Source organism: Luteimonas sp. A537, from assembly GCF_054052065.1.
Map to the genome: position 1 here is coordinate 277,449 of NZ_JBSVRH010000002.1, position 26,264 is coordinate 303,712.

The following is a 26,264-nucleotide window of genomic DNA, read 5'->3' on the forward strand; positions in this document are numbered from 1 at the left end:
GCTCACTTGGCGTCTCCTGCCGGCGCGACACCGCGCACGGGACCGACCTTCAGGTCGCGCGCCTCGCCGCGCGCGGTCGCAAGATGGGCGTCGTCGCGGATGACGCGGGGCACCAGCACGCGCGGCTCGACCGAGGTCACCGGCTCATAGATCACGCGCTGCTTCTCGGCGTCGTAGCGGACTTCGACATTGCCGATCAGCGGGAAATCCTTGCGGAACGGGTGGCCGATGAAGCCGTAGTCGGTGAGCAGCCGGCGCAGGTCCGGGTGGCCGGGGAACACGATGCCGAACAGGTCGAAGGTCTCGCGTTCGAACCAGTTCACGCCCTCCCAGACATCGCACAGCGAATCGACGATCGGCAGCGCATCATCCGGCGCATGGCAGGTCACGCGCAGGCGGCGGTTGTTGGCGATCGAAAGCAGCTGTACCACGACCGAAAAGCGATTCTCGGGCAGCGGGATCGCGCCAACGCCATCGGGGTCGTCGAGCTGCTGGCTGGGCGTCTCGCCGTAGCGGAAGCGGCCGGGACCCTTGCCCTCGACGCCGCGGCTGAAGCCCTCCGACGAGGCGTTGGTGTCCCACTCGTCGGTGCCGTAGCCCAGGTGGTCGACGCCGCAGAGGTCGATCAGGACCTCGAAGCCGAACTCGTCGCGCAGCACGCGGCAGCCTTCGCGCCATTCGGCGGCACCCAGCACCAGCCCGACTTCGCCGCGCGGCAGCGCGACCTCGACGAAACCCTGCGGGAAGCGCGCGTGCAGGCGCGTGGCAAACGCCGTCGCGGACTCAGACATTGCGCTGTCCCGTCTTTTCATCGCCGAAGTTGCTGGAACGGCGGATCTTGCGCTGCAGCTGCAGGATGCCGTGCACCAGGGCCTCGGCCGTCGGCGGGCAGCCCGGCACGTAGATGTCGACCGGCACCACGCGGTCGCAGCCGCGCACCACCGCGTACGAGTAGTGGTAATAGCCGCCGCCGTTGGCGCAGCTGCCCATGGAGATCACCCACTTGGGGTTGGGCATCTGGTCGTAGACCTTGCGCAGCGCCGGGGCCATCTTGTTGACCAGGGTGCCGGCCACGATCATCACGTCCGACTGGCGCGGCGACGGGCGGAATACCACGCCGTAGCGGTCGAGGTCCATGCGCGCCGCACCGGCGTGCATCATCTCCACCGCGCAGCAGGCCAGGCCGAAGGTCACCGGCCACATCGAGCCGGTACGCGCCCAGTTGAGCAGGATGTCCGAGCTTGTGGTGACGAAGCCCTGTTCCAGCAGCGGGTTGTCGCCTTCCGGACGCAGGATGTCGTCGACGCGCCCCTCGGGCAGCGGGTTGCTTGCGGCATTCGCAAGGCTGCGGGCCGCCTGGATCACTCCCATTCGAGCGCTCCCTTCTTCCACACGTAAATGAAGCCGATCAGCAACATGCCGACGAAGATGCCCATCTCGACCAGGCCGAGCACGCCCAGCTCGCGGAACACGGTGGCCCACGGGACGATGAAGATGATCTCCAGGTCGAAGACGATGAACTGGATGGCGATGAGGTAGTAGCGGATGTCGAACTGCATCCGCGAATTTTCGAACGGGGCGAAGCCGCATTCGTAGGCCGTGAGCTTCTCGGCGTTGTAGAACTTCGGGCCCAGGGCATTGCCTATTACGACCAGGGCAATGCCGATTCCGGTTGCGACAAACAGAAACAGCAGGGTCGGCAGATATTCGGCCAGCACGGTGTTCCCTCGGCTACGGGGCACATGCACGCCCCTTTGCTAGCTGGTGCCAGGCGCGACCGTCACCGGCCGCGCCTGACGCTTGTATGGTGCCCAAGGGGGGACTCGAACCCCCACGACCTAAGCCGCTACCACCTCAAGGTAGTGCGTCTACCAATTCCGCCACCTGGGCAAATTTTTACACTCTCTCCGTACGCTTGTACGAAGGCGCGACATTGTAATCGCTATCAGCCGCCCTGCGGGACTTCCTGCCCCGTTTCCCCCTGTGCGGGGGGCGGTGCGGCGGGCGGTTGGGCCTCGGGCGCAGCCGGGACCGCGGAGCCGGGCGCCGCGGGCGCCGTGCCCGGAGCCGCAGGCACTTCGCCGGGGGCCGCGGGCGCGGCCGGGATTTCGGACATCACGCCCAGGTCCACCGCGGATGGACCGACCTCGCGTGCCATGTTCGTGGCCTGCCAGGCCATGAACAGGGTCAGCGCAAAGAACACGATGGCCAGCCACTTGGTGGACTTGCTGAGGAAGTTGGACGCGCCACGCGCGCCGAAGACGGTGGCGGATGCGCCGCCGCCGAAACCCGATCCGGCCTGTGCGCCCGCACCGCGCTGCATGAGGATCAGCGCGATCAGCGAGAGGGCAACGAGCACGAAGGCGATGTTGAGGATGAGTTGCAGCATGGTTCCGTTCTCTTGAGCCGGGCGGTCAGTGCGCCGCCGCGGCTACGATGGCCATGAAGTCCGTGGCCACCAGCGAGGCTCCGCCGATAAGGCCTCCATCGACGTCGGCCATGGCGAACAGCTCGGCGGCGTTGGCGGGCTTCACACTGCCGCCGTAGAGGATCGGCAGTGAATTTCCAATGGTAGCACCCCGCGCGGCAACCTCGCTACGGATGAACGCATGGACATCCTGCGCCTGCTGCGGCGTGGCGGTCAGGCCGGTGCCGATGGCCCACACCGGCTCGTAGGCGACCACGGCGGTCTCGAAGCCTTCCGCGCCCACGAGATCGAGCACCGGGCGCAGCTGGCCGGCGATCACCGACTCGGTCGAGCCGCCTTCGCGGTCCTCGCGCGACTCGCCGACGCAAAGGATCGGGCGCAGGCCGGCAGCCAGCGCCGCGGCGAATTTGCGCGCTACCAGCGCGCTGTCTTCGGCGTGGTACTGGCGGCGCTCGGAATGGCCGACCAGCGCGAAGCGCGCGCCGACGTCGGCCAGCATCGCGGCCGAGATTTCGCCGGTGTATGCGCCTTCGGCATGGGCACTCACGTCCTGTCCGCCGAAGCCGATGCCACGCGCGCCCCAGGCGGACACGAGGCCTTCCAGATGGGTCGCCGGCGGCAGCACCACCACATCCACGCCAGCGGCCGGCAGGCCCGCGGCCATGTCGGCCAGCAGGGTTGCGGCGGAGCTGCGACTGCCGTTGAGCTTCCAGTTGCCGGCGACGATGCGTGCGCGCATTTTCAAACCTCGGGATATGGCGGGGCCGCAGAGTCTAGGCGTTCGCGCGCGTTCCTGCATGCGCGCGCAGCGCCCGCACTCAGGCCAGTTTGATCTCGCGCAGCCGCTCTTCCAGGTAGCCGTGGGCGGTGATCGGCTCCGGGTAGCGGCTGGGATTGTCGGCGGTCACGCAGGAAGGCAGCACGTCGATCAGGAAGTCCGGGTTCGGATGCAGGAAGAACGGCACCGAATAGCGCGGCTGGCGCGCGAGCTCGCCCGGAGGATTGACCACGCGGTGGATCGTGGACGGATACACGTGGTTGGTCAGGCGTTGCAGCATGTCGCCGATGTTGACCACGATGGTGTCGGCGTCGGCGGTGAACGGCACCCACTCGCCCTCGTGCGAACGCACCTCGAGCCCGGCGGCGCTGGCCCCGACCAGCAGCGTGATCAAATTGATGTCGCCATGGGCGCCGGCGCGCACGTTGGGGATGTCGTCGGCGGTAATCGGCGGATAGTGGATCGGGCGCAGGATCGAATTGCCGAAATCGGTCTTGTCGGCGAACCAGTGCTCGGGCAGGTCGATGTGCAGGGCCAGCGCGCGCAGCACCTGCGAGCCCAGGCCGTCCAGCGCCTGGTAGAGCGCATAGCCTTTCTCGCGGAACGTCGGCACTTCGGCCGGCCACTGGTTGGGCGGCATCACGTCGCGGTAGCCGGAGTCGTCGGCGATCTCGCGGCCGATGTGCCAGAACTCCTTCAGGTCGAAGTGCTTCGAGTCCTTCGCCGTCTCCACGCCAAAGGGCGTGTAGCCGCGGGCGCCGCCGCCGCCTGGCACGTGGTAGGCCTTCTTGGCCTCCTCGGGCAGCGCGAAGAAGGCCTTGAAGGCCTCGTAGGCCTCTTCGATCAAGCCCTGCGGGATGCCGTGGTTGCGGATTCCGGCGAAACCCCACTCGCGGTACGAGGCGCCCAGCTCGTCAACGAAGGCCTGGCGGTCTTCGGGGCTGGCGGGATCTGTGAAGCGGCGGATGTCGAGGGTCGGGATTCGCGGTGCCATGGCTCACTCGGAAGCGCATTGTCCCCGGGGCGGGGATGCTGGACGGGCATGATAGCGCCCGCGCACGCAGTAGCGGATCGGGCGGGCGTGGGCGCGGTCATGCGCGGTTGGGAGGCGGTTGTGGAGTGATCGGTCGCAGCTATAGCTGTTCCCACATGTGCACTGCTCAGGCGACGGCGCGCACCGCGGCGGCGAGCTGTTCCAGGGTCGCCGTCACCAGCGCCTCGTCGTCGGCCTCGACGGTCACGCGGACCACGGGCTCGGTGCCCGAGGGGCGCAGGAATGCCCTGCCCCGCCCCTCCACCGCGCGCTGGGCCTCTGCCAGCGCCGCCTTGACGCTGTCGACCTCCACCGGCCGCGAACCGCTGGCGACGCGCACGTTGATCGTGCGCTGGGGCACCTTGCGCAGTTCGCGCAGTGCATAGGCCAGGGACATGCCGCGCCGGTGCAGCACTTCCAGCACCTGCAGGGCGCTGACGATGCCGTCGCCGGTGGTGGACCTGTCCAGGCACAGCAGGTGGCCGGACGCCTCGCCGCCCAGGACGCCACCGCGCTCCACCAGCGCCTTGTGGACGTAACGGTCGCCGACCTTCGTGCGGATGAAGCCGATGTCGCGGGCGGCAAGTGCCTGCTCAAGCGCGAAGTTCGTCATCAGCGTGCCTGCCACGGGGCCGCGCAAGCGGCCACTTTCCTTCCAGTCGCAGGCCAGCAGGTAGACCAGGTCATCGCCGTCGCGCACCTGGCCGTCGGCATCGACGAACACCACCCGGTCGCCGTCGCCATCGAAGGCGATGCCGAGTTCGGCGCCGGACTCGCGCACGCGTGCGGCCAAGCCTTCGGGCCAGGTGGAGCCGACGCCATCGTTGATGTTGAGGCCGTTGGGGTCGACGCCGATGGCTTCGACCCGCGCGCCCAACTCGCGCAGCACCATCGGTCCGATCTGGTACGTGGCTCCGTGCGCGCAGTCGACCACGATGCGCATGCCGTCGAGATCGAAGCTGCGCGGCACCGAACCCTTGCAGGCCTCGACATAGCGGCCGACCGCATCGCGGGTGCGGATCGCCTTGCCGAGCCTGTCGGAAGCCACGGTGCGGAAGGGCTGGTCAAGCGCCGACTCGATGGCGAGTTCGGTGGCGTCGTCGAGCTTCTCGCCCATGGCCGAGAAGAACTTGATGCCGTTGTCGTGGTGCGGATTGTGCGATGCCGAGATCACGATGCCGCCGTCGGCCCGCATCGAGTGCGTGAGGTGCGCGACCGCCGGCGTCGGCATCGGTCCCATCAGCTGCACGTCGACGCCTGCAGCGACCAGGCCGGCCTCCAGCGCGGCCTCGAACATGTAGTTCGAGATCCGGGTGTCCTTGCCGATGATCACCATCGGCTTGCGCCACTCGCCGCCGTCCTTGACGCGCGCGGTCAGCGCGTGGCCGTAGGCATTGCCCAGGCGCAGCATGAAGTCGGCCGAGATCGGGCCTTCGCCCACCCGCCCGCGGATGCCGTCGGTGCCGAACCAGCGGCGCACGCCGCCGGCAGTCGCGCTGCGCTGGGTGCTCATGACGCGACCTCGCCGGCCTGCTCCGCGGGCGGCGCGGGTTGGCGCATCAATATCGCCAGCAGCGAGGCGATGCGTCCGCGCAGCTCGCGGCGGTCGCAGATCTGGTCGATGGCGCCGTGCTCGACCAGGAACTCGGAGCGCTGGAAGCCTTCGGGCAGGGTCTCGCGCACGGTCTGCTCGATCACCCGCGGGCCGGCGAAGCCGATCAGGGCCTTGGGCTCGGCGAGGTTGATGTCGCCGAGCATCGCGAACGAGGCCGAGACGCCGCCGGTGGTCGGATGGGTCATCACCGAAATATAGGGCAGCCCCGCCGCGCGCAGGCGGCCGAGCGCGGCCGAGGTCTTGGCCATCTGCATCAGCGAAAACAGGCTTTCCTGCATGCGCGCGCCGCCGCTGGCTGAGAAGTTCACGAAGGGCGAGCCGATCTCGAGCGCGCGTTCGGCAGCCAGCGTGAAGCGCTCGCCCACGACCGAACCCATCGAGCCGCCCATGTAGGCGAAGTCGAATGCGCTGGCAACGATCGGGCTGCCTTTCAGCCGGCCTTCCATCGCGATCAGCGCGTCGCGCTCGCCGGTGGATTTCTGCGCGGCCTTGATGCGGTCGGCATAGCGCTTCTGGTCACGGAAGCGGAGCACGTCGACCGGGCCGAGCGCGGCGCCGATCTCGCGGCCGCTGCCGGCATCGAGGAAGGCCGCCAGGCGCGCACGGGCGCGGATCGGCATGTGGTGGGCGCACTTCGGACAGACCTCGAGGTTTTCCTCGAGCTCCGGGCGGTAAAGCACCACCCCGCAGCTGTCGCACTTCTCCCACAGCCCCTCGGGCACGCTGCGCTTGCGTGCGGGGCTGCCCTCGGTGCGGATGCGGGCGGGCATGATTTTCTTCAGCCAGGACATGCGTTTGCTGTGATCCTTTGCGGACTGGGCCGCGAACCCGTGGAGTTTAGCCCACTGCCCCGCCGGCGCCGGCATCCAGGGCCCGGCGCAGGGGCGCCAGGAAGGCGGCCGCCGCCGCCGCGGCCGCGCCGCTGCCGGCAGCCTCCATCACCTTGACCAGGGCGCTGCCGACCACGACGCCGTCGGCATCCACTGCCATGGCCGCGGCGCTGGCGGCGTCGTGGATGCCGAAGCCGGCCACCACCGGCACCGGACTGCGGGCGCGGATGGCGCGCAGGTGCGCGGCCGCGGCAGCAGAGTCCAGGCGTGCGGAATCGCCGGTCACGCCGGCAAAGCTGACGTAGTACAGATAGCCCTGCGCGAGTGAGCAGAGCATCTCCACGCGCTCGGGATCCGTGGTGGGCGATGCCAGGAGCACCAGCGCCACGCCGCGGGCGGAGAACGCATCGCGGAACTCCGCGGCCTCCTCCGGGGGCAGGTCGACCAGCAGCACGCCGTCCACCCCGGCATCGGCGGCGGCGGCGGCAAAGGCCGCGGCACCGCGGATCTCCACCGGGTTCAGATAACCCATCAGCGTTACGGGGGTGTCGTCGTCGCGCTCGCGGAACTCGCGCACGCGCTCCAGCACCCAGGCCATGCCGGCGCCGCGCGCCAGCGCGCGCTCGGAGCTGCGCTGGATGGTCGGGCCGTCCGCCATCGGGTCGGAGAACGGCACGCCGAGCTCAATCGCATCGGCACCGGCCTCGACCATCGCGTGCATCACCGGCACCGTGTCCTTCAGCCCCGGATCGCCTGCGGTGATGAAGGGCACCAGGGCCTTGCGTCCGACTGTGCGCAACGCGGCGAAGCGGCGCGCGATTCGCGGCGCGACCTCGACGGCGCTCATACCTCCACTCCTTCGCGCGCGGCGATGGTGTGCACGTCCTTGTCGCCGCGACCCGACAGGTTGCACAGCACCAGCGCGTCCTTCGGCATGTCGCGTGCGAGCTTGATCGCCTGCGCCACCGCGTGGCTGGATTCCAGCGCGGCGAGGATGCCTTCGGTGCGCGCCAGCAGATGGAATGCCTCCAGCGCCTCGTCGTCGCTCACGCCGACGTACGTGGCGCGGCCGGTATCGGCGAGGAAAGCGTGTTCAGGACCGACGCCGGGATAGTCCAGGCCGGCGGAGACGGAGTGGGTTTCGATCACCTGGCCATCGTCGTCGCAGAGCACATAGGTACGGTTGCCGTGCAGCACGCCCACGCGCCCGGCCGAGATCGAGGCCGCGTGCCGGCCGCTGTCCATGCCCTCCCCCGCGGCCTCGGCGCCGACCAGGCCCACGTCGCGGTCGTTGAGGAAGGCGTGGAAGATGCCGATCGCGTTGCTGCCGCCGCCGACGCAGGCGGTGACCACGTCCGGCAGGCGGCCGTGGCGCTTCAGCATCTGCGCGCGCGCCTCCTTGCCGACCACCGCGTTGAAGTCGCGCACCATGCGCGGATACGGATCCGGGCCCGCCACCGTGCCGATGATGTAGAAGGTGTCGCGGACGTTGGTCACCCAGTCGCGCATCGCCTCGTTGAGCGCGTCCTTGAGCGTCGCCGAACCGCTGGTCACCGGCACCACCGTCGCGCCCAGCAGTTTCATGCGGTAGACGTTGATCTTCTGGCGCTCGATGTCGGTCGCGCCCATGTAGACCACGCACTCCAGGCCCAGCCGCGCTGCGACCGTGGCGCTGGCCACGCCGTGCTGGCCGGCGCCGGTCTCGGCGATGATCCGGGTCTTGCCCATGCGGCTGGCGAGCAGCGCCTGGCCGATGGTGTTGTTGATCTTGTGCGCGCCGGTGTGGTTCAGGTCCTCGCGCTTGAGCAGGATGCGCGCGCCACCGACGTGGCGCGACAGGCCCACGGCCTCGTAGATCGGGCTCGGCCGGCCGACGTAGTCGGCGAGGTCGGCTTCGAACGCGGCGATGAAGGCCGGATCGCCGCGCGCCGCGTCGTAGGCCGCGGCCAGCTCCTGAAGCGGCCCGGCCAGGGTCTCGGCGACGAAGCGGCCGCCGTGGCGACCGAAGTGGCCGCGGGCGTCGGGGAAGGCGTGGAAATCGGCCGGCATGTCACTCATCGCGCATCTCCTCCAGAACTGCTGCTTCATCATCATCCGTACGGCAATCGCTGCGGCGCACCTCGGCCACGAAGGCGCGCATCAGGTCACCGTCCTTCTGACCGGGGGCGGACTCGATGCCACTGCTCACGTCCACGCCCCACGGCATGGTCGCGGCCACGGCATCATGGACGTTGCCGGGCGAAAGCCCACCGGACAACAGCAGCGGCCGGGTCAGCGTGCGCGGCAGGGCCGACCAGTCGAATGCGCGCCCGCTGCCGCCGTCATGGCCGCCGCCATGGCTGTCGAACAGGAACGCCGACGCGCCCGGGAACGCGGCCGCCAGGGCCGGCCCCTCCACCGGGGTCCCGGCGCCCATGCCCACCGCCTTGAGGTAGGGCAGCCCGAAGCGGCGGCAGAAGGCATCGTCTTCATCGCCGTGGAACTGCAGCAGGCTCGGCCGCACCTGCTTCACCACCTCGCGGACCTCGTCGGCGGAGTTGTCCCGGAACACGGCGATCGCATCGACCAGCGGCGCCAGCGCCTCGCGCAGGACGCGGGCCTCGGCGACGTGGAGCCGGCGCGTGCTGCCCCGTGCGAAGACGAAGCCGATGGCGTCGACACCGAGCTCGCTCGCGAGGCGGACGTCGCCGGCGCGGGTCAGGCCGCAGAATTTGATGCGCGTACGGAAGAGGGTGCGTGGCATGTCAGGGGCGTGGCAGGGGAAGGGGTCCGGGCGCAGCGCCGGGGCAATCCAGCGTGACTTCCGGAGGGAGGCCACAGTCCGCGGGATACAGGGGGCCGAGGAACACCAGGCCGCCCGAGGGCGCGGTCGGGCCGGCATGCCGGCGGTCGCGCGCGGCCAGCACCTCGGCGACCCATTGCTCCGGACGGCGACCGCCGCCCACTTCCAGCAGCGATCCGACGATGTTGCGGACCATATGATGCAGGAACGCGTTGGCCTGGACGTCGACCACGATGACGTCGCCCTCGCGCGTCACGCTGATCCGCTGCAGGTCGCGGCGGGCGTGTGGCGCCTGGCAATGCACGGTGCGGAACGACGTGAAGTCGAGCTCACCGACCAGGGCCTGGGCGGCGCGGTGCATGGCATCGGCGTCCAGCGGGTGCCGGCTCCAGGCCAGGTACTGGTGGCCGAGCGCGGGCCGGACCGGGCGGTTGAGGATGCGGTAGCGGTAGCGGCGCGCGCGCGCGGAGAACCGCGCGCTGAAGTCATCGTCAACCTCGCGACACCAGCGCACCGCCATCGACGGCGGCAGCAGCGAAGTCGTGCCCAGCATCCAGCTGCGCGGATCGCGCAGGGCGTCGCTGTCGAAATGCACGACCTGGCAGCGCGCGTGGACCCCGGAATCGGTACGGCCGGAACAGATGGTGGCCACCGGCGCATCCGCCACTTTCGACAGCGCCGCCTCCAGCGTCGCCTGCAGGGTCCGCGCGTTCCCGGCGCCGGCGTCACCCAGTCGCTGCCAACCCAGGAAGTCGCTGCCGTCGTATTCGGTGCCCAGTGCGTAGCGCATGGTGTGCAATGACCGGCCGCGCCGCGCACAGTCGCGGCGGCGGCACAGGCGTCAGGCGATTCCTTCCAGCAGGCGCGAGGCCTCCGCACGCGCGGCATGGTCGCCGGCATCGACGACTTCCTGCAGCAGGTCGCGGGCGGTGGCGACGTCGCCGAGGTCGAGGTAGGCGCGGGCCAGCTCGATGCGCTCCGCACCACCGGGCGCCGGATTGAGCGATGCGATCACCGCCGCATCGTCGGCATCCACGTCGGTGCCGGTGCCGGTGCTGATGTCGGTGCCGGCGCGCGCGGGCACGCGCTCCGGCGCGACCTGGGCCACGGGCACGGCTGCGTCGGTGCCTGCAGCGCCCGCATGCCATGCCGGCGTTGCGGGAAGCGGCGCGGCCCGCACCTGCTGCGGCGCGTCGGCAAGCGACTCGCCTTCCGCTGGCGACGACGATTCGGCCGCCAGGGTGGACGCGTCGAAGCGCGGCCGGGGCGTGGCCTTCGGTGCGCGTCGGATCAGCAGCCAGGCGACCGCGGCGACCAGCAGCAGAGCCAGGCCGATCCACACCCACGGCAGGCCGCCAGCCTCGGTCGCGGCCGGCGGTGGGGGCTCCGCGGCAGGTTCGGACGAGGTCGCAAGGCGCTCCTGGACCGCGGCCAGTTCGCTGTCCTTCATCGTGATGAGCTGTGCCTGCTGCGCCTGCAGGCGCTCGAGGTCCGCGACGCGGGCCTTGAGTTCGTCCACTTCGGCCTCGCGTGCAGCCAGGGTTTCCTGGCTCTGGTGCAACTCCTGTTGCATTTCCTGTCGCAGCATTTCGCCCTCGCCACCGGCTTGGATGCCGGATCGTATGCCTGCCTGAAGCCCGCCGACCGCCGACGGCGGCACGATTTCCAGGCGTGCGTCCGCGGTCCGTGCCACCGTCGCCGGTTGCGTCTCCGCTTCGCCCTCACCCGCCTGCGCGGGCGCGGCGTCGGCGGTCGCAACGTCAGCAACGTCGGGCTGCGGTGCCGGACTCGTCATGTCGCGCCAGGCCGCCACCTGCTCGCGCATCAGCGCCCGTGACTCGCGCAGGTCCAGCCCGGCGATCTCGCTGCGATCCGGGATACGCAGCACTGCGCCCTGGCGCACCAGGTTGAGGTTGCTGGCGATGAAGGCTTCGGGATTGGCGCGGAACAGCGCCACGATGGCCTGCTCGCGGGTGACGCCATCGCCGACAAGCCGGGCCGCGATCGCGCCCAGCGTCTCGCCGGCCTGCACGGGGCCATATTCGCCGGAGGGCGTGGATGCCTGCGCAGGTGGTGCCGCCGGCATTGGGGCCTGCGTCGCCACCGGTGCGGGCGCGATGGCGGCAGTGGGCGCAGGTTCGTCGGCTGTGGCGGCGTCAGCGCGTTCGGCGACAGCGCCGTCTTCATCGGCAACGGCGCCATCAGCCGCGACCGCGTCGTCGGTTGCGTCGGCTTCATCGGCCGATGCGGCGGCGCCCGCTGGCACGGCGGCGGCCTCGGGCGCGCGCAGGACGGTGTTCGCAGGCGCGGCCACCGGCGCCTCGATGACCGGCTGTGCCGGCGCCGCCACGGTCTGCGGCGCATCGACCAGCGCGGAGTATTCGCGTACCAGGCGCCCCTGCCCCCAGTCGACCTCGACCAGGAAGGTCAGCATCGGCTGGGTGACCGGCTCGCGCGTGGTGACGCGGATCACCGGTTCACCGCGGGCGTCGAGCGCGACCCTGAACTCCAGCCCCGCGACCACGCTGTCGGGCGCCGGAAGGCCGATGCGCCGGAACGTGTCCGGCGACGCCAGGCCCGCGCGCAGCTGGTCGAGTTCGGCGGAATCGTTGGAAATCACCTGGATCTCGGCCAGCAGCGGCTGGCCGGCGCGCGACTTGACCTCGATCCGGCCCAGGCCCAGCGCAAGCACCTGGCCCGCGAACAGCGCCAACAGCACGCCGCACATGGCGGCCCAGCGGATTGCTCGCATCATTCGCGGTGTCGTGTGCACTCGTTCCCCCGTTGCATCGCGTGGACTCTAGCGGCCCGTGGCCTCGAATGGCAACGCGGGAGCTGCATCAGCGCTCGCCGACCACCAGTTCCGCGACCTGCACCGCATTCAAGGCCGCGCCCTTGCGGATGTTGTCGGCCACCACCCACAGGTCGAGCCCGCGCGGGTGCGAAAGGTCCTCGCGGATGCGGCCGACGAAGACCGCGTCGCTGCCCGAAGCGTGCGTGACCGGCGTCGGATAGCCGCCGGCAACGCGTTCATCGACGACCTCGACCCCCGGCGCGGCTTCCAGCAGCGCGCGCGCCTCGGCGGCGCTGATCTTTTCCCTGGTTTCGATGTGCAGCGCCTCGGCATGGCCGTAGAACACCGGCACCCGCACCGCGGTCGGGTTCACCTGGATGCTGTCGTCGCCCAGGATCCTGCGTGTCTCCCAGACCAGCTTCATCTCCTCGCGGGTGAAGCCGTTGTCCATGAACTCGTCGATCTGCGGGATCAGGTTGAAGGCGATCTGCACCGGGAAATGCGCAGGCTCGGCGCCCCGGAAGCCCAGCAGCGAAGCGGTCTGGCGGCCGAGTTCCTCGAGCGCCACGCGGCCCGCGCCCGACACCGACTGGTAGGTCGCGACGTTGATGCGCTCGATCCCGACCTTGCGGTGGATCGGCGCCAGCGCCACCAGCATCTGCATGGTCGAGCAGTTGGGGTTGGCGATGATCCCGCGCGGGCGCGGCTTCACCGCCTCGGGGTTGACCTCGCTGACCACCAGCGGCACGTCGTCGTCCTGGCGGAAGGCCGAGGAATTGTCGATCACCACGGCGCCGGCGGCGGCGAATTTCGGCGCGTACTCCCTGGACACCGCTGCACCCGCGGAGAACAGGGCGATGTCGACGCCAGCCGGGTCGAAGGTCGCCAGGTCGCGGACCACCACCTCGTCGTCGCCGAAAGCCACCGTCCCGCCTGCCGAGCGGTCGCTGGCCAGCGCCACCAGCTCGCTGACCGGAAACTCGCGCTCGGCAAGGATCGAGAGCATCGCTTCGCCCACCGCGCCGGTTGCGCCGACCACGGCCACCTTGTACTGCCTGCCCATGGGGGACTCCGTTCGTTGAGGGCGCGACCGGTGCCGCGCAGCGGGGCATTATCGCGCGTGGCCGGCGGGAATGGTTGCGGCGCGGGGCGGCGGCCGCTGACGCGGTTCACCCCGAGTCCGCGGCGGCACCGCGGCGCGGGGCTCAGGCCGACGTCGCGTCGTCGTCCGCGGCGGCGCGCAGCCCCGGGTCCAGCGCGATGCGCCCGTCGAAGACGAAGCAGCGGCCTTCGTAGCCGGCGCCGCCCATGGCCTCGAAGTAGCCGAGGATCCCGCCATCGAGCTGCAGTGCGTGCTCGAAGCCCTCCGCGCGCATCCAGCGCACCGCCTTCTCGCAGCGGATGCCGCCGGTGCAGAAGCCGACCACGGTGGCGTCTGCGAGCGCTTCGCGGTGCGGTTCGAGGGCGGCCGGCAGCTCGGTGAAGTTGTCGATCGGCAGCGTGAGCGCGCCCGCGAACGTGCCGTGGCCGACCTCCTCGCGGTTGCGGGTGTCGAGCAGCACCAGGCGCCGGCCATCGTCGTCACAGCCGCGCTCGATCCAGCGTGCCAGGTCCTCGGGCGCCACCGCCGGCGCGCGACCGTCCAGGGGCGAGATCCCGTCGCGGCGGAAGCTGATGATCTCCGGCTTGTGCTTGACCTTCAGGCGCGCGAACGGCTGCGCGAGGCTGTGGCTGACCTTGGCCTGCAGGCCAGCGAAGCGCGCTTCGCCGCGCAGCAGCGCGAGGAAGGCGTCGATGCCGGCGCCGCTGCCGGCCAGGAACAGGTTGATGCCTTCGTCCGCGACCAGGACGGTGCCGAGGAGCGCATGTGCTTCGGCCCAGCCGCGGACACGCGCGACGGCGGCGGCGGGGTCGTCGATGGCGACGAAGTGATAGGCGGCGATGCTGGTGTACATGGCCGCATTCTACGGAAGCGGGTTGGGTGGCCGTCCGGCGTCGGGACCGTGGCCCAGCGCCGCGACCAGGTTGTCCACCGCCAGCGACACCATCGCGCGCCGCGTGGGCAGGCTGGCGCTGGCGATGTGAGGGGTCAGCACCACGTTGCGGCAGGCGGTGAGTCGCGGATCCACCGCGGGCTCGCCCTCGAAGACATCCAGTCCGGCGGCGGCCAGGCGCCCGCCCTGCAGCGCTTCCGCCAGCGCGCCCTCGTCGACCAGCCCGCCGCGGGCGATGTTGGTCAGCGTGGCCCCGGGCTTCATCCGCGCCAGCGCGGCGGCGTCGATGATGTGGTGGTTGGCCGCCGTGTACGGCAGGACCAGAACCAGGTGGTCGGCTGCCTCCAGCAGCGCGTCACGCTCCACCCAGGTGGCGGCGCAGTCGCGCTCGACCGCGTCCGGCAGGCGGCCGCGGTTGTGGTACAGCACGCGCATGTCGAAGCCGCGGGCGCGGCGCGCAATGCCCTGCCCGATCCGGCCCATGCCGAGGATGCCGAGCGTGCTGCCGTGGATTTCCGCGCCGAGCAGCTCGTGGAAGCCCCAGCCCTGCCAGTTCCCCGCGCGCAGCCAGTGCTCGGCCTCGGTGATCCGCCGCGCCGCGGCCATCATCAGCGCGAAACCGAAATCGGCGGTGGTTTCGGTGAGCACGTCCGGGGTGTTGGTGGCGACGATGCCGCGCGCGGCCAGCGCCGCGACGTCGAGGTTGTTGTAGCCCACGCCGACGTTGGCGACGGCGCGCAGCTTCGGGGCGCCGGCGATTTCGGCCTCGCCGATGCGGTCGTTGAGCGTGACCAGCGCGCCGTCGGCGTCCGCCAGCGCGGCCGCGATCGCCTCCGGGGCGTGGTCGCTGATGGCGGGCGTCCGGGTGACGTCGAACCACTGCTCCAGCCGCGCCTCGATGTCGCGGTACAGGGGCTGCGATACCCACACCCGCGGCCGTGCGTCAGCCATGGCCGCTCCCGCCGGGCGACGCCGGGATGCGCGGCGCGACCGCAGCGACGTCGCCGCACTGGGCGCGATGGCGCAGCGCCTGGTCCATCAGCTCCAGGGCCAGCATCGCCTCGCAGATCGGGGTGGCGCGGATGCCCACGCAGGGGTCGTGGCGGCCGGTGGTGACGATGTCGACAACTTCGCCCCCGACGTCCATGCCCGGCACCGGCAGGCGCAGGCTGGAGGTCGGCTTGAAGGCCACCGAGCAGACCAGCTGCTGGCCGCTGCTGATCCCGCCCAGCACGCCGCCGGCGTGGTTGGACAGGAAGCCGTCCGGGGTCATCGTGTCGCGGTGCTCGCTGCCCTTCTGCGCCACGCTCGCGAAGCCGGCGCCGATTTCGACGCCCTTGACCGCATTGATCGACATCATCGCCGCGGCGATGCCGGCGTCGAGCTTGCCGTAGACCGGCTCGCCCCAGCCGGGCGGCACACCGTCGGCGACCACGGCAACCCGTGCGCCGACGGAATCCCCGGACTTGCGCAGCGCATCCATGTACACCTCGAGTTCCGCAACCTGCGCCGCGTCGGGCCAGAAGAAGGCGTTGTCCTCCACCGCGCCCCAGTCATGGGCCTGCGGAACGAGGTCGCCGATCTGCGCGAGGTGGCCGCGCACGGTGACGCCGTGGCGTTCGGCCAGCCACTTCTTCGCGATCACGCCCGCGGCCACGCGCATCGTGGTTTCGCGCGCGGAGCTGCGGCCACCGCCGCGCGGGTCGCGGATGCCGTATTTCTGCCAATAGGTGTAATCGGCGTGGCCGGGGCGGAACTGCGTCGCGATGCGCGCGTAGTCCCTGCTGCGCGCATCCGAATTGCGTATCAGCAGCGCGATCGGAGTGCCCGTCGCCAGGCCGTCGTACACGCCCGACAGGATCTCGACCACGTCGTCCTCGCGGCGGGCGGAGGTATGCCGCGACCGCCCGGTGGCGCGACGCACCAGGTCGTGCGCGAAGTCTTCCGGTGCCAGCGCGATGCCCGGCGGGCAACCATCGACCACGCAGCCGATCGCCGGACCGTGGGATTCGCCGAAGGTGGTGACGCGCAGCAGCTGGCCGAAGGTGTTCAGGGCCGCGCCCCGCAAGGATCCCGCTGGCCCGCTGGCGCGCGCATCAGAACAGGCTGTCCGGCTCGCTGCCGGTGCCGCCCGCGTCCGCTGCAGGCGCGCCCGCGGCCATCGCGGGAGCCGCGGCCACGCCGCCCTCGCGCTCCGCCGCCAGCGCGGTGATGCGCGCGCTGTGGCTCACCAGGTCATGGCGCTCGACCACGAACACGCCCATCTGCCCGACCTTGAACTCCACCCACATCAGCGGCAGCTCGGGCAGGAGCTTCGTCAACGCGCGCTCGGCCTCGCCGACCTCGCAGATCAGCACGCCCTCATCGGAGAGGTGCAGCGGCGCGTCGCGCAGGATCTTCAGCACCAGGTCCAGCCCGTCGTCACCCGCGCGCAGGCCCATTTCGGGCTCGTGGGCGTACTCGCGCGGCAGCGCGTCGGTCTCGTCGTTGGTGACGTAGGGCGGGTTGCTGACGATCAGGTCGTAGTGCTCGCCCTGCAGGGCCGAGAACAGGTCGGACCTGAGCAGGCGGACGTTGTCGGCCATCAGCCGGCGCTCGTTCTCTCCTGCCAGTGACAGGGCTTCGTCGCTCAGGTCGACGCCGTCGACGTGCCAGTCCGGGTTGTAATGCGCCATGGCGATCGCGATGCACCCGGAGCCGGTGCACAGGTCCAGCGCGCGACGCACCTCGCGGCCGGCAAGCCAGGGCTCGAAGCCGGATTCGATCAGCTCGGCGATCGGCGAACGCGGCACCAGGGCGCGGCTGTCGCTCTTGAAGCTCAGGCCCGCGAACCAGGCTTCGCCGCACAGGTAGGCCGCGGGCACGCGCTCCTCGATCCGGCGGATGAACAGCGCAAGCACGTCTTCCTTCTCGGCCTCGGTCACCCGCGCGGTGCCGTACACCGGGCTCAGGTCGTGCGGCAGGTGCAGCGCATGCAGGGTGAGCTGGGTCGCTTCGTCCAGGGCGTTGTCGTAGCTGTGGCCGAAGGTCAGGCCGGCCGCGTTGAAACGGCTGGCGCCGTAGCGGATCAGGTCGATGATGGTCTGGAGCTGTTGGGTCGTCATGGCGCGCGTTCACGGCGCTTTCGCCGGGGCGGGCAGTATAGCGAAGCGGCCGCGGACTCCGGCGCGGCCCGTTATCATGTCCGGTCACTCCCGGCGTCCGAGGCACCATGTTCAACCGCACCGTCCTGATCGTGCTCGTGGCCGCGCTTGCCGCAGGCCTCGGCCTCGTCGCCTCGCAGAAATGGTTCGGCCGCGACCGCGCCCCGGCCCATCCGGAACTGGAGACCGTGCGCCTGTTCCCGCAGGCCCGCGAGCTGCCGCCGTTCGCACTGCAGCAGTCCGACGGCACCCAGCTGGTTCCCGGCGAGCTGCACGGCCACTGGACCCTGGTGTTCCTCGGCTTCACCCACTGCCCGGACGTCTGCCCGACCACGCTGGCCGACCTGGCGCGCGCGCAGAAGGAATGGGAGCCGCTGCCCGAGGCCAAGCGGCCGCGGGTCCTGTTCGTCTCGGTCGACCCGGAGCGCGACAGCCCCGACCGCATCGGCGAATACGCGGCCTTCTTCCATCGCGACACGCTCGCTGCAACCGCCGACATCCCCGCGCTGGAGGAATTCGCGCGCTCGCTGTCGCTGGTGTTCATGAAGGTCCCGGCCGCCGACGACGCGCCCGCGGACCAGTACACGATCGATCACTCGGCCGCGCTGGCCCTGCTCGATCCCGCCGGACGGATGGCGGGCGTGATCCAGGGGCCGCTCGACCCGGCGGCGATCGCCGCCGATCTGGCCACCCTGACCGCGGCATCGCCACAGTGAGCCTGGTCACCCGGCTCAGCCATGTCCTGCCCCACCGCCTGCTGTCGGGGGCCGCGCGCCGTCTCGCCTATTCGGACAATCCACGGCTGCGCCGCTGGCTGATCGACACGGTGGTGCGCCGTTTCGGCGTGGACCTGTCGGAAGCGGCGAATGCCGATGCCGCCTCCTATCCGACCTTCAACGCCTTCTTCACCCGGGCGCTGCGCCCGGATGCGCGCGTGGCCGACCCCGACCCGGCCGCCATCCTGATGCCGGCCGACGGCCGCATCAGCCAGTGCGGCCCGATCCGCGACGGGCGGATCTTCCAGGCCAAGGGCCAGTCCTTCACCGCCGCCGAACTGCTGGCCGACGAAACCGCCGCCGCGCCCTACGCCGATGGCCTGTTCGCCACCGTCTACCTCTCGCCGCGCGACTACCACCGGGTGCACATGCCCTGGGACGGTCGCCTCCTGCGCACGGTCCACGTTCCCGGTCGCCTGTTCAGCGTCGGCCCGGCGGCCGTGGCCCGCGTACCGCGGCTGTTCGCGCGCAACGAGCGCCTGGTCTGCCACTTCGCCACCGACTTCGGGCCGATGGCCGTGGTGATGGTCGGCGCGCTGTTGGTATCGGGCGTGGAAACCGTCTGGAGCGGCGAGGAAATCCCGGCCTATGGCGACCGCGTGGCCAGCAAGGACTACGTGGGCGAGACGGTGGATCTCGCGCGGTTCGCGGAAATGGCGCGCTTCAACTACGGCTCCACCGTGATCGTGCTGCTGCCGCCGGGCGTGGCCGAACTGGCGCCCACGCTCGGTGCCGAAGCCCCGGTACGGCTCGGCCAGCGGCTGGCCACGCGCACGTCCTGACGCCGCGAAGGCGCTGCGGAGCGTAGAATCCCACACCCCACCAGGCCATCCGGCCCGCCAGAGGCCGCTTGATGAGTTCCGACGCCCCCACTCCGCTATTCACCGATCTCGGCCTGCCGCAGCCGCTGCTGCAGGCATTGACCGCCGTTGGCTACGAAGCCCCCTCGCCGATCCAGGCCGCGACCATCCCGCCATTGATGGCAGGTCGCGACGTGCTCGGCCAGGCCCAGACCGGCACCGGCAAGACCGCCGCCTTCGCCCTGCCGGCGATGGCGCGCCTTGACCCGGCCGCGCGCAAGCCGCAGGTACTGGTGCTGGCACCGACCCGCGAGCTCGCGATCCAGGTCGCCGAAGCGTTCCAGACCTACGCCGCCTTCCTGCCCGGCTTCCAGGTGCTGCCGATCTACGGCGGCCAGGGTTACGGCCCGCAGCTGCAGGCCCTGCGCCGCGGCGTGCAGGTGATCGTGGGCACGCCCGGCCGCGTGATCGATCACATGGAGAAGGGATCGCTGGACCTGTCCGAACTGCGCATGCTGGTCCTCGACGAGGCCGACGAGATGCTGCGCATGGGCTTCATCGACGACGTCGAGGCGGTGCTTGCCCGCACCCCCGAGACGCGCCAGGTGGCATTGTTCTCGGCCACCATGCCCCCGCCGATCCGGCGCATCGCGCAGAAATACCTGCGCGACCCGGTCGAGGTCGCGATCAAGTCGTCCACCAGCACGGCGCGCAACATCCGCCAGCGCTACTGGATGGTGAGCGGCACCAACAAGCTCGACGCCGTGACCCGGATCCTCGAGGCCGAACCCTTCGACGGCATGATCGTGTTCACGCGCACCAAGCTCGCCACCGAAGACCTGGCTTCGCGGCTGCAGGCGCGGGGTTTCTCCGCCGCGGCCATCAACGGCGACATCGTCCAGGCCCAGCGCGAGCGCACCATCGCCCAGCTGAAGGACGGCAAGATCGACATCCTGGTGGCGACCGACGTCGCCGCGCGGGGGCTCGACGTCGACCGCATCAGCCACGTGCTGAACTACGACGTGCCCTACGACACCGAGAGCTACGTCCACCGCATCGGCCGCACCGGCCGCGCCGGGCGCAGCGGCGAGGCGATCCTGTTCATCGCCCCGCGCGAACGCAACATGCTGCGCTCGATCGAGCGCGCCACGCGCCAGCCGATCGAACAGATGGAACTGCCGAGCGTGGAGACCGTCAACGACGCCCGCATCGGCAAGTTCAAGCAGTCGATCACCGATACCCTCGCGGCCGGCGAGCTCGGCCTGTTCCAGTCGCTGGTCGAGGACTACGAGCGCGAATTCAACGTCCCCGCGATCGAAGTCGCCGCGGCGCTGGCGAAGATGGCGCGCGGCGACGTGCCGCTGCTGCTCGATCCGCCGCGGGCGAAGCCTGCGCCCGCCCCGACGGCCTTCGGCCAGGATCGCGAATACCGCGAGCGCCCTGCCCGCCACGAGCGCGCGGACCGCGGCGAGCGCCCCGCGTTCCCGAAGAAGGAGCGCGTCGCACGCGCGCCGTCGCCGGGCATGCAGACCTTCCGCGTCGAAGTCGGCTACGACCACGGCGTGAAGCCGGGCAACATCGTCGGCGCGATCGCCAACGAGGCCGCGCTCGAATCGAAGCACATCGGCCGCATCGAGATCTTCGAGGACCACAGCCTGATCGAGCTGCCCGAAGGCATGCCCGAGCAGACCATGACCCACCTCAAGGGCGTCTGGTGCGCCGGCCAGCAGCTGCGCATCACCCGCGACGGCGAAGCGCCGGACACCGCGGGCGGCAAGGGCGCCGGCCGCAAGCCGTTCGAGAAGAAGCCCTTCGCGAAGAAGCCGTTCCCGCCGCGCAAGCCGCACCGCAAGGGCCCGCAGCCGGAGTAACGCGGCCGGATACGCGCTTGGAGTCGCTGTCCTCGCCGCTGCCTGTGCCGCCCGCTGCATTTGCCGCTGTGGGAGCCGCCATAGCGGCGATCGCGGCCATGGCCGCTCCCACGAAAGCACAGGTTGGTCGCAACGGTGGACGCTTCTGCCGTCGACAGCTGGGACCCCTCAGGGGCCGAGGACGTGGATCACTTCCTCCAGCGGTGGCCAGCCCAGCATCGGCGCCAGCCACCAGTAGGCAGCCACCACGATCAGCAGCCACAGGGCGATCTTCAGCACCACGCCTGCGACCTTGAACGCGAGGTACAGGCCGATGACGATCGCGACCAGGCCGAGCCAGGTCACGGTCGCACCCGGGCACGCGCCGCGGCGTTGGACGGAAGATGGCAAGGATTGAGGGTCTGGTCACGCATCCGCACATTCTACGTGGGCGGTGCGCTCCCGCACGAACGCACGCGCGATGTCGGGGCTTCGTGGGGGAGCGTGTCGCTTCGGCGGGTTGGAGTCTGTTGGCTTCGGGGCACAGCACTTTCCCCGCCAGCCGCCTCCCGCGGCGCGGGCCATCCGGGTGAAACCGCCTTGCACCGCGCGAGCCTTTGCGGAGCCATCTCTCGGGGCACGGACTCTCCCGGAAGCCGCTTTCACGGCTTCATGCCGGTGCCATGCCTCGCCACGCAAAGCCCCCGGGCTATCCTGTCGCGATGACGATTTCCTGTGACGTGCTGGTCATCGGGGCCGGCGCCGCCGGGCTGATGTGTGCGATGACCGCGGGCCAGCGTGGCCGGCGCGTGCGCGTGGTCGAGCGCGCCAACAAGCCCGGCAAGAAGATCCTGATGTCGGGCGGCGGCCGCTGCAACTTCACCAATACCGGCACCGGGCCCGCGAACTTCATCTCGGCCAACCCGCACTTCTGCAAGTCGGCGCTGGCGCGCTACACGCCCGCCGACTTCATCGAACTGGTCGACCGCCATGGCATCGCCTGGCATGAAAAGGAACTCGGCCAGCTGTTCTGCGACGACTCGGCCAAGCTCATCGTGCGCATGCTGCTGGACGAGTGCGCCGATGCCGGCGTCGACGTCGACATCGGCTGCGATGTCCAGAGCGTCACCCGCTCGGACACGGGGTTCCTGGTGGACACCGCGCGCGGCCAGGTCGCCGCCGGATCGCTCGTGGTCGCCAGCGGCGGCCTCTCGATCCCCAGCCTCGGCGGCAGCGGCCTGGGCTATGCGCTGGCGCGGCAGTTCGGGCACGCGGTGCTTCCCACGCGCGCCGGGCTGGCGCCGCTGGTGCTCACCGGCAGCCATTCCGAGCGCCTGCAGGGCCTGAGCGGCGTGGCGCTGGAGGTGGAGGCCTCAAGCCGTGGGCAATCGTTCCGCAACGCCATGCTGGTCACCCATCGCGGCCTCAGCGGTCCCGCGATCCTGCAGGTCTCGTCCTACTGGGATGCCGGCGAACCGCTGTCGATCGACCTGCTTCCCGGCACCGACGCACTGGCGTTCCTGCGCGAACAGCGCGCGGCGCACCCCGCCACCGAGCTGCGCAACGTGCTGGCCGAGCGCATGCCGCGCCGCTTCGCCCAGCGCCTGTGCGAACACTGGCTGGGCGACCGGCCGCTCCGGCAGTTCGATGAGCCGGCGCTGGCGCGCGCCGCGGCCGCGCTGTCGGCGTGGCCGGTGGTGGCCAGCGGCACCGAGGGCTATCGCACCGCCGAAGTCACCCTGGGCGGCGTCGACACCGACGGCCTGTCGTCGTCGACGATGATGTCGCGCCAGGTGCCGGGGCTGTTCTTCATCGGCGAAGTCGTGGATGTCACCGGCTGGCTGGGCGGCTACAACTTCCAGTGGGCCTGGGCATCGGGCCGCGCAGCCGGTGGCGTGGCCTGACCAGGCTTGGCCGCCCGCGGGTTTCCAGGCTCAGGCCTCGGCCTCGTAGCTGGCCGCAGCGCACAGTTGCGTGTCCTGGGCCGCAGCGGCCGGAATGCCGTCCCCCTGCAGGGCGATCAGCTTGACCACCCGCAGGTCCTGCTCGACGTAGCTGGCCAGCGCCAGGAAGCCGGTCTTCATGCTGCCGCAGAACGCCTGGCCATCATCGGCGCGGGTTTCGTCGAGCACCCGACGGAGCTCCACTGGATGCCGGGCGTCGATCATCATCACGTCCGCGTAGCGCTGGCCGGCGCTGAACTCGTCGCCACCGTGGACGATGGCAACGCGTTCGGTGACGAAGACGACGCCGTCGGCGCCACTGATCCGGGAGTCCTCGATCTCGAGCGTACCGGTCATGGCGACGCCCACGCGGTCGGCCGCGACGAAACGACCGATCGCCACCGGCTGCAGGGTGGGAGGTGCGGCGCGTTCGATGGGCGCGTTGGCGGTATCCGGCTCCAGCGATGCGCGGGGCGCCGGCGGCGGCGCGCTGGTGGCCGGTGGCTGGGCGTCGCCCGTTGCCGCGGCAGCACCGTCGTCTCGCGCGCAGCCGACCGCCGCGAAGCCCGCGGAGCAGGCGAACAGGGTCCAGGCGATGGCGGAGCGGCAGGTGCGAAGGTTCAATCGGGGATCCGGCGTTCAGAAGCACAGGAGCCAATGATAATCGCCCGGCGTTCAGTGCGCGTCAGGGGCTGACCCGAGGTCGGGCGGTGGAGACGGAAGCTCGGGCGTGCTGTCGCTGAGGATGCGCAGGCTCTCCTCTTCGCGGCGGCGGCGCTCGGCGACAGCATCGGGATCCTCCGCTTCCTGCGCGCCATAGGCGTCGGCAGGAGAGAGTGGCTGCATCGATGTGCCTGAAAACCAACGCTGCGGCCCGGCTTCGGCCGTGGCCATGTCCTGCCTGCATTCAACCTGGATCGAACCGGCTGCAACGCTGCCGCCGGCAACTTCCTGCACCCTCACGGCGAGCCCGGACACGTCGCCGTGCTTGGCCAGTTGCCGACAGGCCGATGCCACCGTGGAATGCCCCGCGCCGCGCCCGGACACCACCAGCAGCATGGTCATGCGATCGACCCAGCCCGCACCACTCACGCCTGGCATCGCCGCGACATCGCGGCGCGCAGCCTCGCGGCGCACGGCGCTGCCGCGGTCGGCCAGCAGGATTTCGCGATGCACCTGGGCACCGAGATCCGCGAGCCGCGCAGCCGCACGCTCGCCGTCGCCGGCGCGTGCGTCGCGGCCGATGGCTTCGACTTCATCGGCCGCGGCCGCTTCCGCATGGCGGTCAGCGGCGGCCGGCGGAGCCGCCACCAGCGATCGCGGGCGCTCCTGCGGCAAGGTGGCGGCGGCAGGGGCAGGTGCCGCTGTCGGCACCGCCGGTGCGTCGGTCGCCTGCGAAAGCCCTGCGGACGGTCCTGCCTCCGGACCCAGCCAGTCGCGGACCTGCCGGTATCCGAACCACGGCAGCACCAGCACCAGCACCACCGCGATCCGGAAGACGAGGCGGCCCTGGCGCTTCCTGCGATGCGCCGAACGATCCGGCCAGCGTGCCTTCGCGGGGCGTTCCGGATTCACGTCCAGGCTTGCCACAGCAGCACCACGGGCAGCGCCGCCAGTGCAAGCAACAGCACGATGCCCGCGGCCGCGCGCGCCACGCGACCCGGTTCGTTGCGCAGCACGTCGGCAAAGGTCTCGCCGCTGCCCGTGCGCAATGCGTCGGCCCGCTCGGCGCGGGCGCGGGCCTGGCGCGCGGCCTGGTACTCGTCCATCAGCCGGCGCGCGCGCGGATAGTCCGCATCGTCGCTGACCCAGATGCCGCCGTATGAAATGCCCCAGCGGCTGGGCCGGGTCTCATGGAACCCGATGTCGTTGGCGCCCAGGAACTCGCGGACCTCGTCCGCCTCGTCCTCCGGGACCATCCTCATGTTGAGCAGCAGCTTGGCCATAGTGTCGAAGGATACCCGCCGCCCTTGACCGTGGTACGAAAACGATGGCCCCGGCGCAGACGGCCACGCCGGCCGGCTGCAGCGGCTCAGCCAGCCACGCCCAGGCGGCGGCGCAGGTTCGCGCGTGCCGCGGCATCAAGGCGCTCGTGGAAGAACGCGCTGAGGTAGATGCGATCGCAGCGCACCAGGCCACGCAGGAAGCGCCGTCGATTGATGCGATACAGCACGCCCGGCACGGCGTCGCTGTATTCCTCGGCGATAGCCCGGTCATAGGCGTCAAAGGCAGCGGCGTCGGCACCAAGGATGGCCATGTCGCAATCCAGGAAGTGGCGGCGGTCGTCGCCATCCGGGCCTTCGCCAAGCGCTTCCGGACGCAGGCTCCCGTGGCGGGCGGTCAATTCAATCAGATCGACGACGTGGCCCACGTCGATCCCGGCATCGGGCAGCCAGCGTGCGATCTCCTGCGCGGCCAAGCGTGCCGAACGGGCCTCGTTGTCCCTGCGCCCGGCGTCGTAGATGGCGTCGTGGTAGAGCATGGCGAGCCAGGTTTCGTGCGGGCGCGCCCAGCCCGGTCCCGCGGCGACCTCGTCGAAATGGCCAAGCACCGCCTCGACGTGGCCGAAGTGGTGGTAGGCGCGCGGCGGAGTCGCATAGGCGGCATGCAGCCGCTCGAGCATCGCCGGCGGCAGCGGGATCACCTGGCGCATGCCATCTCCGACCCCAGCCGCAGTTCCCGCGCCACCTGCTCGAAGGCCGGGGCAAGCTCCTGCCAGGCCTCGTCGCCGAGCACCGCGCGCGCGGCATCCAGGGTGGCGCTGTCGCCGCACGGTTCATCGCCGGTCCACGCGAACACCACGCGGTTGCTCATCTCCGCCTCCTGCACCACCCGCACCCGGTCGCCGCCGAACGCCTCCCGGAGCTGCATGATGTACGGCGCGCAGCCGTCGCCGTGCAGGTTCGCGGCCATCACGCCGCCCGTGGCCAAGGCATCGCGGCAGGCGCGGAGGAAAGCCGGCGTCGACAGGGCTTCGGGAATGCCGGCGGCGTCGTAGCCGTCGACCAGGAGCAGGTCGTAGCGTCCGGGCCGTGCGGCGATGAAGCGGGCGCCGTCGTCGAACGCAACTTCCAGCCGCGCATCGTCATCGGGAATCCCGAAGCTGCGACGCAGCGCGATCACGCCCGGATGGTTCTCCACCACCTCCAGCCGCGCTCCGGGCAATTGGCGGTGCAGGAATTTCACCTGCGAGCCACCGCCCAGGCCGACGATCCCGATGCGTCGCGGCCGCGGCTGCCACAACAGCGCTGCCAGCATGGTCCTGGTGTAATCGATCAGCAGCCGGTCGGGCGTGTCGCCGCGCATCCGGCTCTGCGTCTGGCCGCGCCGGAAGTGCAGCGAGACATAGCCCTTGTACTGGTGCAGCCGTGCCGGCGGAAGCCGCAGCCCGGTGGGGTCGAGCGGCCCTGCCCCGCGCAGCCGGGCGAACGCCTCCGCCAGCCTTCCGAACCAGCCCCTGTCGCCTTCCACCCGCACCTCCACCTTGTACATTCATGG

General features: G+C 70.7%; 27 protein-coding genes, 1 tRNA gene and 1 pseudogene. 4 read left to right on the forward strand and 25 right to left on the reverse strand.

Annotation, left to right across the window (positions count from 1 at the left end; translation table 11 throughout):
• Positions 1-2: 2 nt before the first annotated feature.
• The 19 genes and pseudogenes from ACW7GZ_RS05120 to prmB form a co-directional block, all read right to left on the reverse strand.
• Entirely contained in the window at positions 3-791 is a 789-nt protein-coding gene (locus tag ACW7GZ_RS05120; protein ID WP_457003547.1) for an NADH-quinone oxidoreductase subunit C, read from the reverse strand.
• Positions 784-1,371, reverse strand: a complete 588-nt coding sequence (locus tag ACW7GZ_RS05125; RefSeq protein WP_343278365.1) for a NuoB/complex I 20 kDa subunit family protein — start codon at positions 1,369-1,371, stop codon at positions 784-786. Before ACW7GZ_RS05125 ends, ACW7GZ_RS05120 begins: the two co-directional genes overlap by 8 nt.
• Entirely contained in the window at positions 1,362-1,718 is a 357-nt protein-coding gene (locus ACW7GZ_RS05130) for an NADH-quinone oxidoreductase subunit A (RefSeq protein ID WP_457008617.1), read from the reverse strand. Before ACW7GZ_RS05130 ends, ACW7GZ_RS05125 begins: the two co-directional genes overlap by 10 nt.
• An 87-nt stretch (positions 1,719-1,805) precedes the next feature.
• A tRNA-Leu gene (locus ACW7GZ_RS05135) sits at positions 1,806-1,890 on the reverse strand.
• A gap of 55 nt (positions 1,891-1,945) precedes the next feature.
• Entirely contained in the window at positions 1,946-2,389 is a 444-nt protein-coding gene (secG, locus tag ACW7GZ_RS05140; protein WP_457003544.1) for a preprotein translocase subunit SecG, read from the reverse strand.
• Positions 2,390-2,414: 25 nt separating this feature from the next.
• A complete protein-coding gene (gene tpiA / locus ACW7GZ_RS05145) occupies positions 2,415-3,167 on the reverse strand; it encodes a triose-phosphate isomerase (protein WP_457003543.1) in 753 nt (250 codons plus the stop codon).
• A 79-nt stretch (positions 3,168-3,246) separates the two neighbouring features.
• Positions 3,247-4,200, reverse strand: coding sequence for an isopenicillin N synthase family dioxygenase (locus tag ACW7GZ_RS05150; RefSeq protein WP_457008200.1), 954 nt, complete (start codon positions 4,198-4,200; stop codon positions 3,247-3,249).
• Between the two features lie 166 nt (positions 4,201-4,366).
• Positions 4,367-5,752 (reverse strand): phosphoglucosamine mutase, encoded by a 1,386-nt coding sequence (gene glmM / locus ACW7GZ_RS05155; protein ID WP_457003539.1) that lies wholly within the window; start codon positions 5,750-5,752, stop codon positions 4,367-4,369.
• Entirely contained in the window at positions 5,749-6,645 is an 897-nt protein-coding gene (gene accD, locus ACW7GZ_RS05160; RefSeq protein ID WP_457008202.1) for an acetyl-CoA carboxylase, carboxyltransferase subunit beta, read from the reverse strand. The genes glmM and accD overlap by 4 nt, the downstream gene beginning before the upstream one ends.
• 46 nt (positions 6,646-6,691) lie before the next feature.
• Positions 6,692-7,531 carry a tryptophan synthase subunit alpha gene (trpA, locus tag ACW7GZ_RS05165; RefSeq protein ID WP_457008204.1) on the reverse strand — a complete coding sequence of 280 codons (840 nt, stop codon included), beginning with the start codon at positions 7,529-7,531 and terminating at the stop codon, positions 6,692-6,694.
• Entirely contained in the window at positions 7,528-8,742 is a 1,215-nt protein-coding gene (trpB, locus tag ACW7GZ_RS05170) for a tryptophan synthase subunit beta (RefSeq protein WP_457003534.1), read from the reverse strand. The genes trpA and trpB overlap by 4 nt, the downstream gene beginning before the upstream one ends.
• The gene (locus tag ACW7GZ_RS05175) at positions 8,735-9,427 is read right to left on the reverse strand and encodes a phosphoribosylanthranilate isomerase (protein ID WP_457003532.1); all 693 of its coding nucleotides are present in this window, start codon (positions 9,425-9,427) and stop codon (positions 8,735-8,737) included. Before ACW7GZ_RS05175 ends, trpB begins: the two co-directional genes overlap by 8 nt.
• A 1-nt stretch (position 9,428) precedes the next feature.
• Positions 9,429-10,256: a tRNA pseudouridine(38-40) synthase TruA gene (gene truA, locus ACW7GZ_RS05180; protein WP_457008206.1), complete on the reverse strand. Its 828-nt coding sequence runs from the start codon at positions 10,254-10,256 to the stop codon at positions 9,429-9,431.
• Between the two features lie 51 nt (positions 10,257-10,307).
• Entirely contained in the window at positions 10,308-12,221 is a 1,914-nt protein-coding gene (locus ACW7GZ_RS05185) for a type IV pilus assembly protein FimV (RefSeq protein ID WP_457008208.1), read from the reverse strand.
• Positions 12,222-12,306: 85 nt separating this feature from the next.
• Positions 12,307-13,323: an aspartate-semialdehyde dehydrogenase gene (locus ACW7GZ_RS05190; RefSeq protein WP_457003527.1), complete on the reverse strand. Its 1,017-nt coding sequence runs from the start codon at positions 13,321-13,323 to the stop codon at positions 12,307-12,309.
• A gap of 142 nt (positions 13,324-13,465) precedes the next feature.
• Entirely contained in the window at positions 13,466-14,215 is a 750-nt protein-coding gene (locus ACW7GZ_RS05195; RefSeq protein ID WP_457008210.1) for a sulfurtransferase, read from the reverse strand.
• Positions 14,216-14,224: 9 nt separating this feature from the next.
• Positions 14,225-15,205 carry a 2-hydroxyacid dehydrogenase gene (locus ACW7GZ_RS05200; RefSeq protein WP_457008212.1) on the reverse strand — a complete coding sequence of 327 codons (981 nt, stop codon included), beginning with the start codon at positions 15,203-15,205 and terminating at the stop codon, positions 14,225-14,227.
• Entirely contained in the window at positions 15,198-16,307 is a 1,110-nt protein-coding gene (aroC, locus tag ACW7GZ_RS05205; RefSeq protein WP_457008619.1) for a chorismate synthase, read from the reverse strand. Before aroC ends, ACW7GZ_RS05200 begins: the two co-directional genes overlap by 8 nt.
• A 136-nt stretch (positions 16,308-16,443) precedes the next feature.
• Positions 16,444-17,358: pseudogene (gene prmB, locus ACW7GZ_RS05210) on the reverse strand (50S ribosomal protein L3 N(5)-glutamine methyltransferase); the annotation flags it as partial.
• A gap of 107 nt (positions 17,359-17,465) precedes the next feature.
• Between prmB and ACW7GZ_RS05215 the strand changes: the two are divergent.
• From ACW7GZ_RS05215 to ACW7GZ_RS05225, 3 genes are all read left to right on the forward strand, one after another.
• Positions 17,466-18,113, forward strand: coding sequence for an SCO family protein (locus tag ACW7GZ_RS05215; protein ID WP_457003521.1), 648 nt, complete (start codon positions 17,466-17,468; stop codon positions 18,111-18,113).
• The gene (asd, locus tag ACW7GZ_RS05220; RefSeq protein WP_457003520.1) at positions 18,110-18,955 is read left to right on the forward strand and encodes an archaetidylserine decarboxylase; all 846 of its coding nucleotides are present in this window, start codon (positions 18,110-18,112) and stop codon (positions 18,953-18,955) included. The genes ACW7GZ_RS05215 and asd overlap by 4 nt, the downstream gene beginning before the upstream one ends.
• 71 nt (positions 18,956-19,026) lie before the next feature.
• On the forward strand, positions 19,027-20,844 hold the full coding sequence (locus ACW7GZ_RS05225; protein ID WP_457003519.1) for a DEAD/DEAH box helicase: 1,818 nt from the start codon (positions 19,027-19,029) through the stop codon (positions 20,842-20,844).
• 168 nt (positions 20,845-21,012) lie between these two features.
• Here ACW7GZ_RS05225 and ACW7GZ_RS05230 read toward each other — a convergent pair whose 3' ends face one another.
• A complete protein-coding gene (locus tag ACW7GZ_RS05230) occupies positions 21,013-21,189 on the reverse strand; it encodes a hypothetical protein (protein WP_343275823.1) in 177 nt (58 codons plus the stop codon).
• A gap of 356 nt (positions 21,190-21,545) precedes the next feature.
• Between ACW7GZ_RS05230 and ACW7GZ_RS05235 the strand changes: the two genes are divergently transcribed.
• Entirely contained in the window at positions 21,546-22,727 is a 1,182-nt protein-coding gene (locus tag ACW7GZ_RS05235; protein WP_457003517.1) for an NAD(P)/FAD-dependent oxidoreductase, read from the forward strand.
• A gap of 30 nt (positions 22,728-22,757) precedes the next feature.
• Here the strand turns inward: ACW7GZ_RS05235 and ACW7GZ_RS05240 are convergent, their stop codons facing one another.
• From ACW7GZ_RS05240 to ACW7GZ_RS05260, 5 genes are all read right to left on the reverse strand, one after another.
• Positions 22,758-23,390, reverse strand: coding sequence for a hypothetical protein (locus ACW7GZ_RS05240; RefSeq protein WP_457008214.1), 633 nt, complete (start codon positions 23,388-23,390; stop codon positions 22,758-22,760).
• 51 nt (positions 23,391-23,441) lie between these two features.
• Positions 23,442-24,341, reverse strand: coding sequence for a hypothetical protein (locus tag ACW7GZ_RS05245; RefSeq protein WP_457008215.1), 900 nt, complete (start codon positions 24,339-24,341; stop codon positions 23,442-23,444).
• Positions 24,338-24,712: a DUF6164 family protein gene (locus tag ACW7GZ_RS05250; RefSeq protein ID WP_457003512.1), complete on the reverse strand. Its 375-nt coding sequence runs from the start codon at positions 24,710-24,712 to the stop codon at positions 24,338-24,340. The genes ACW7GZ_RS05245 and ACW7GZ_RS05250 overlap by 4 nt, the downstream gene beginning before the upstream one ends.
• A gap of 86 nt (positions 24,713-24,798) precedes the next feature.
• Entirely contained in the window at positions 24,799-25,419 is a 621-nt protein-coding gene (locus ACW7GZ_RS05255) for an HD domain-containing protein (protein WP_457003510.1), read from the reverse strand.
• Positions 25,407-26,258, reverse strand: coding sequence for a spermine/spermidine synthase domain-containing protein (locus tag ACW7GZ_RS05260; RefSeq protein WP_457008217.1), 852 nt, complete (start codon positions 26,256-26,258; stop codon positions 25,407-25,409). Before ACW7GZ_RS05260 ends, ACW7GZ_RS05255 begins: the two co-directional genes overlap by 13 nt.
• Positions 26,259-26,264 lie beyond the last annotated feature (6 nt).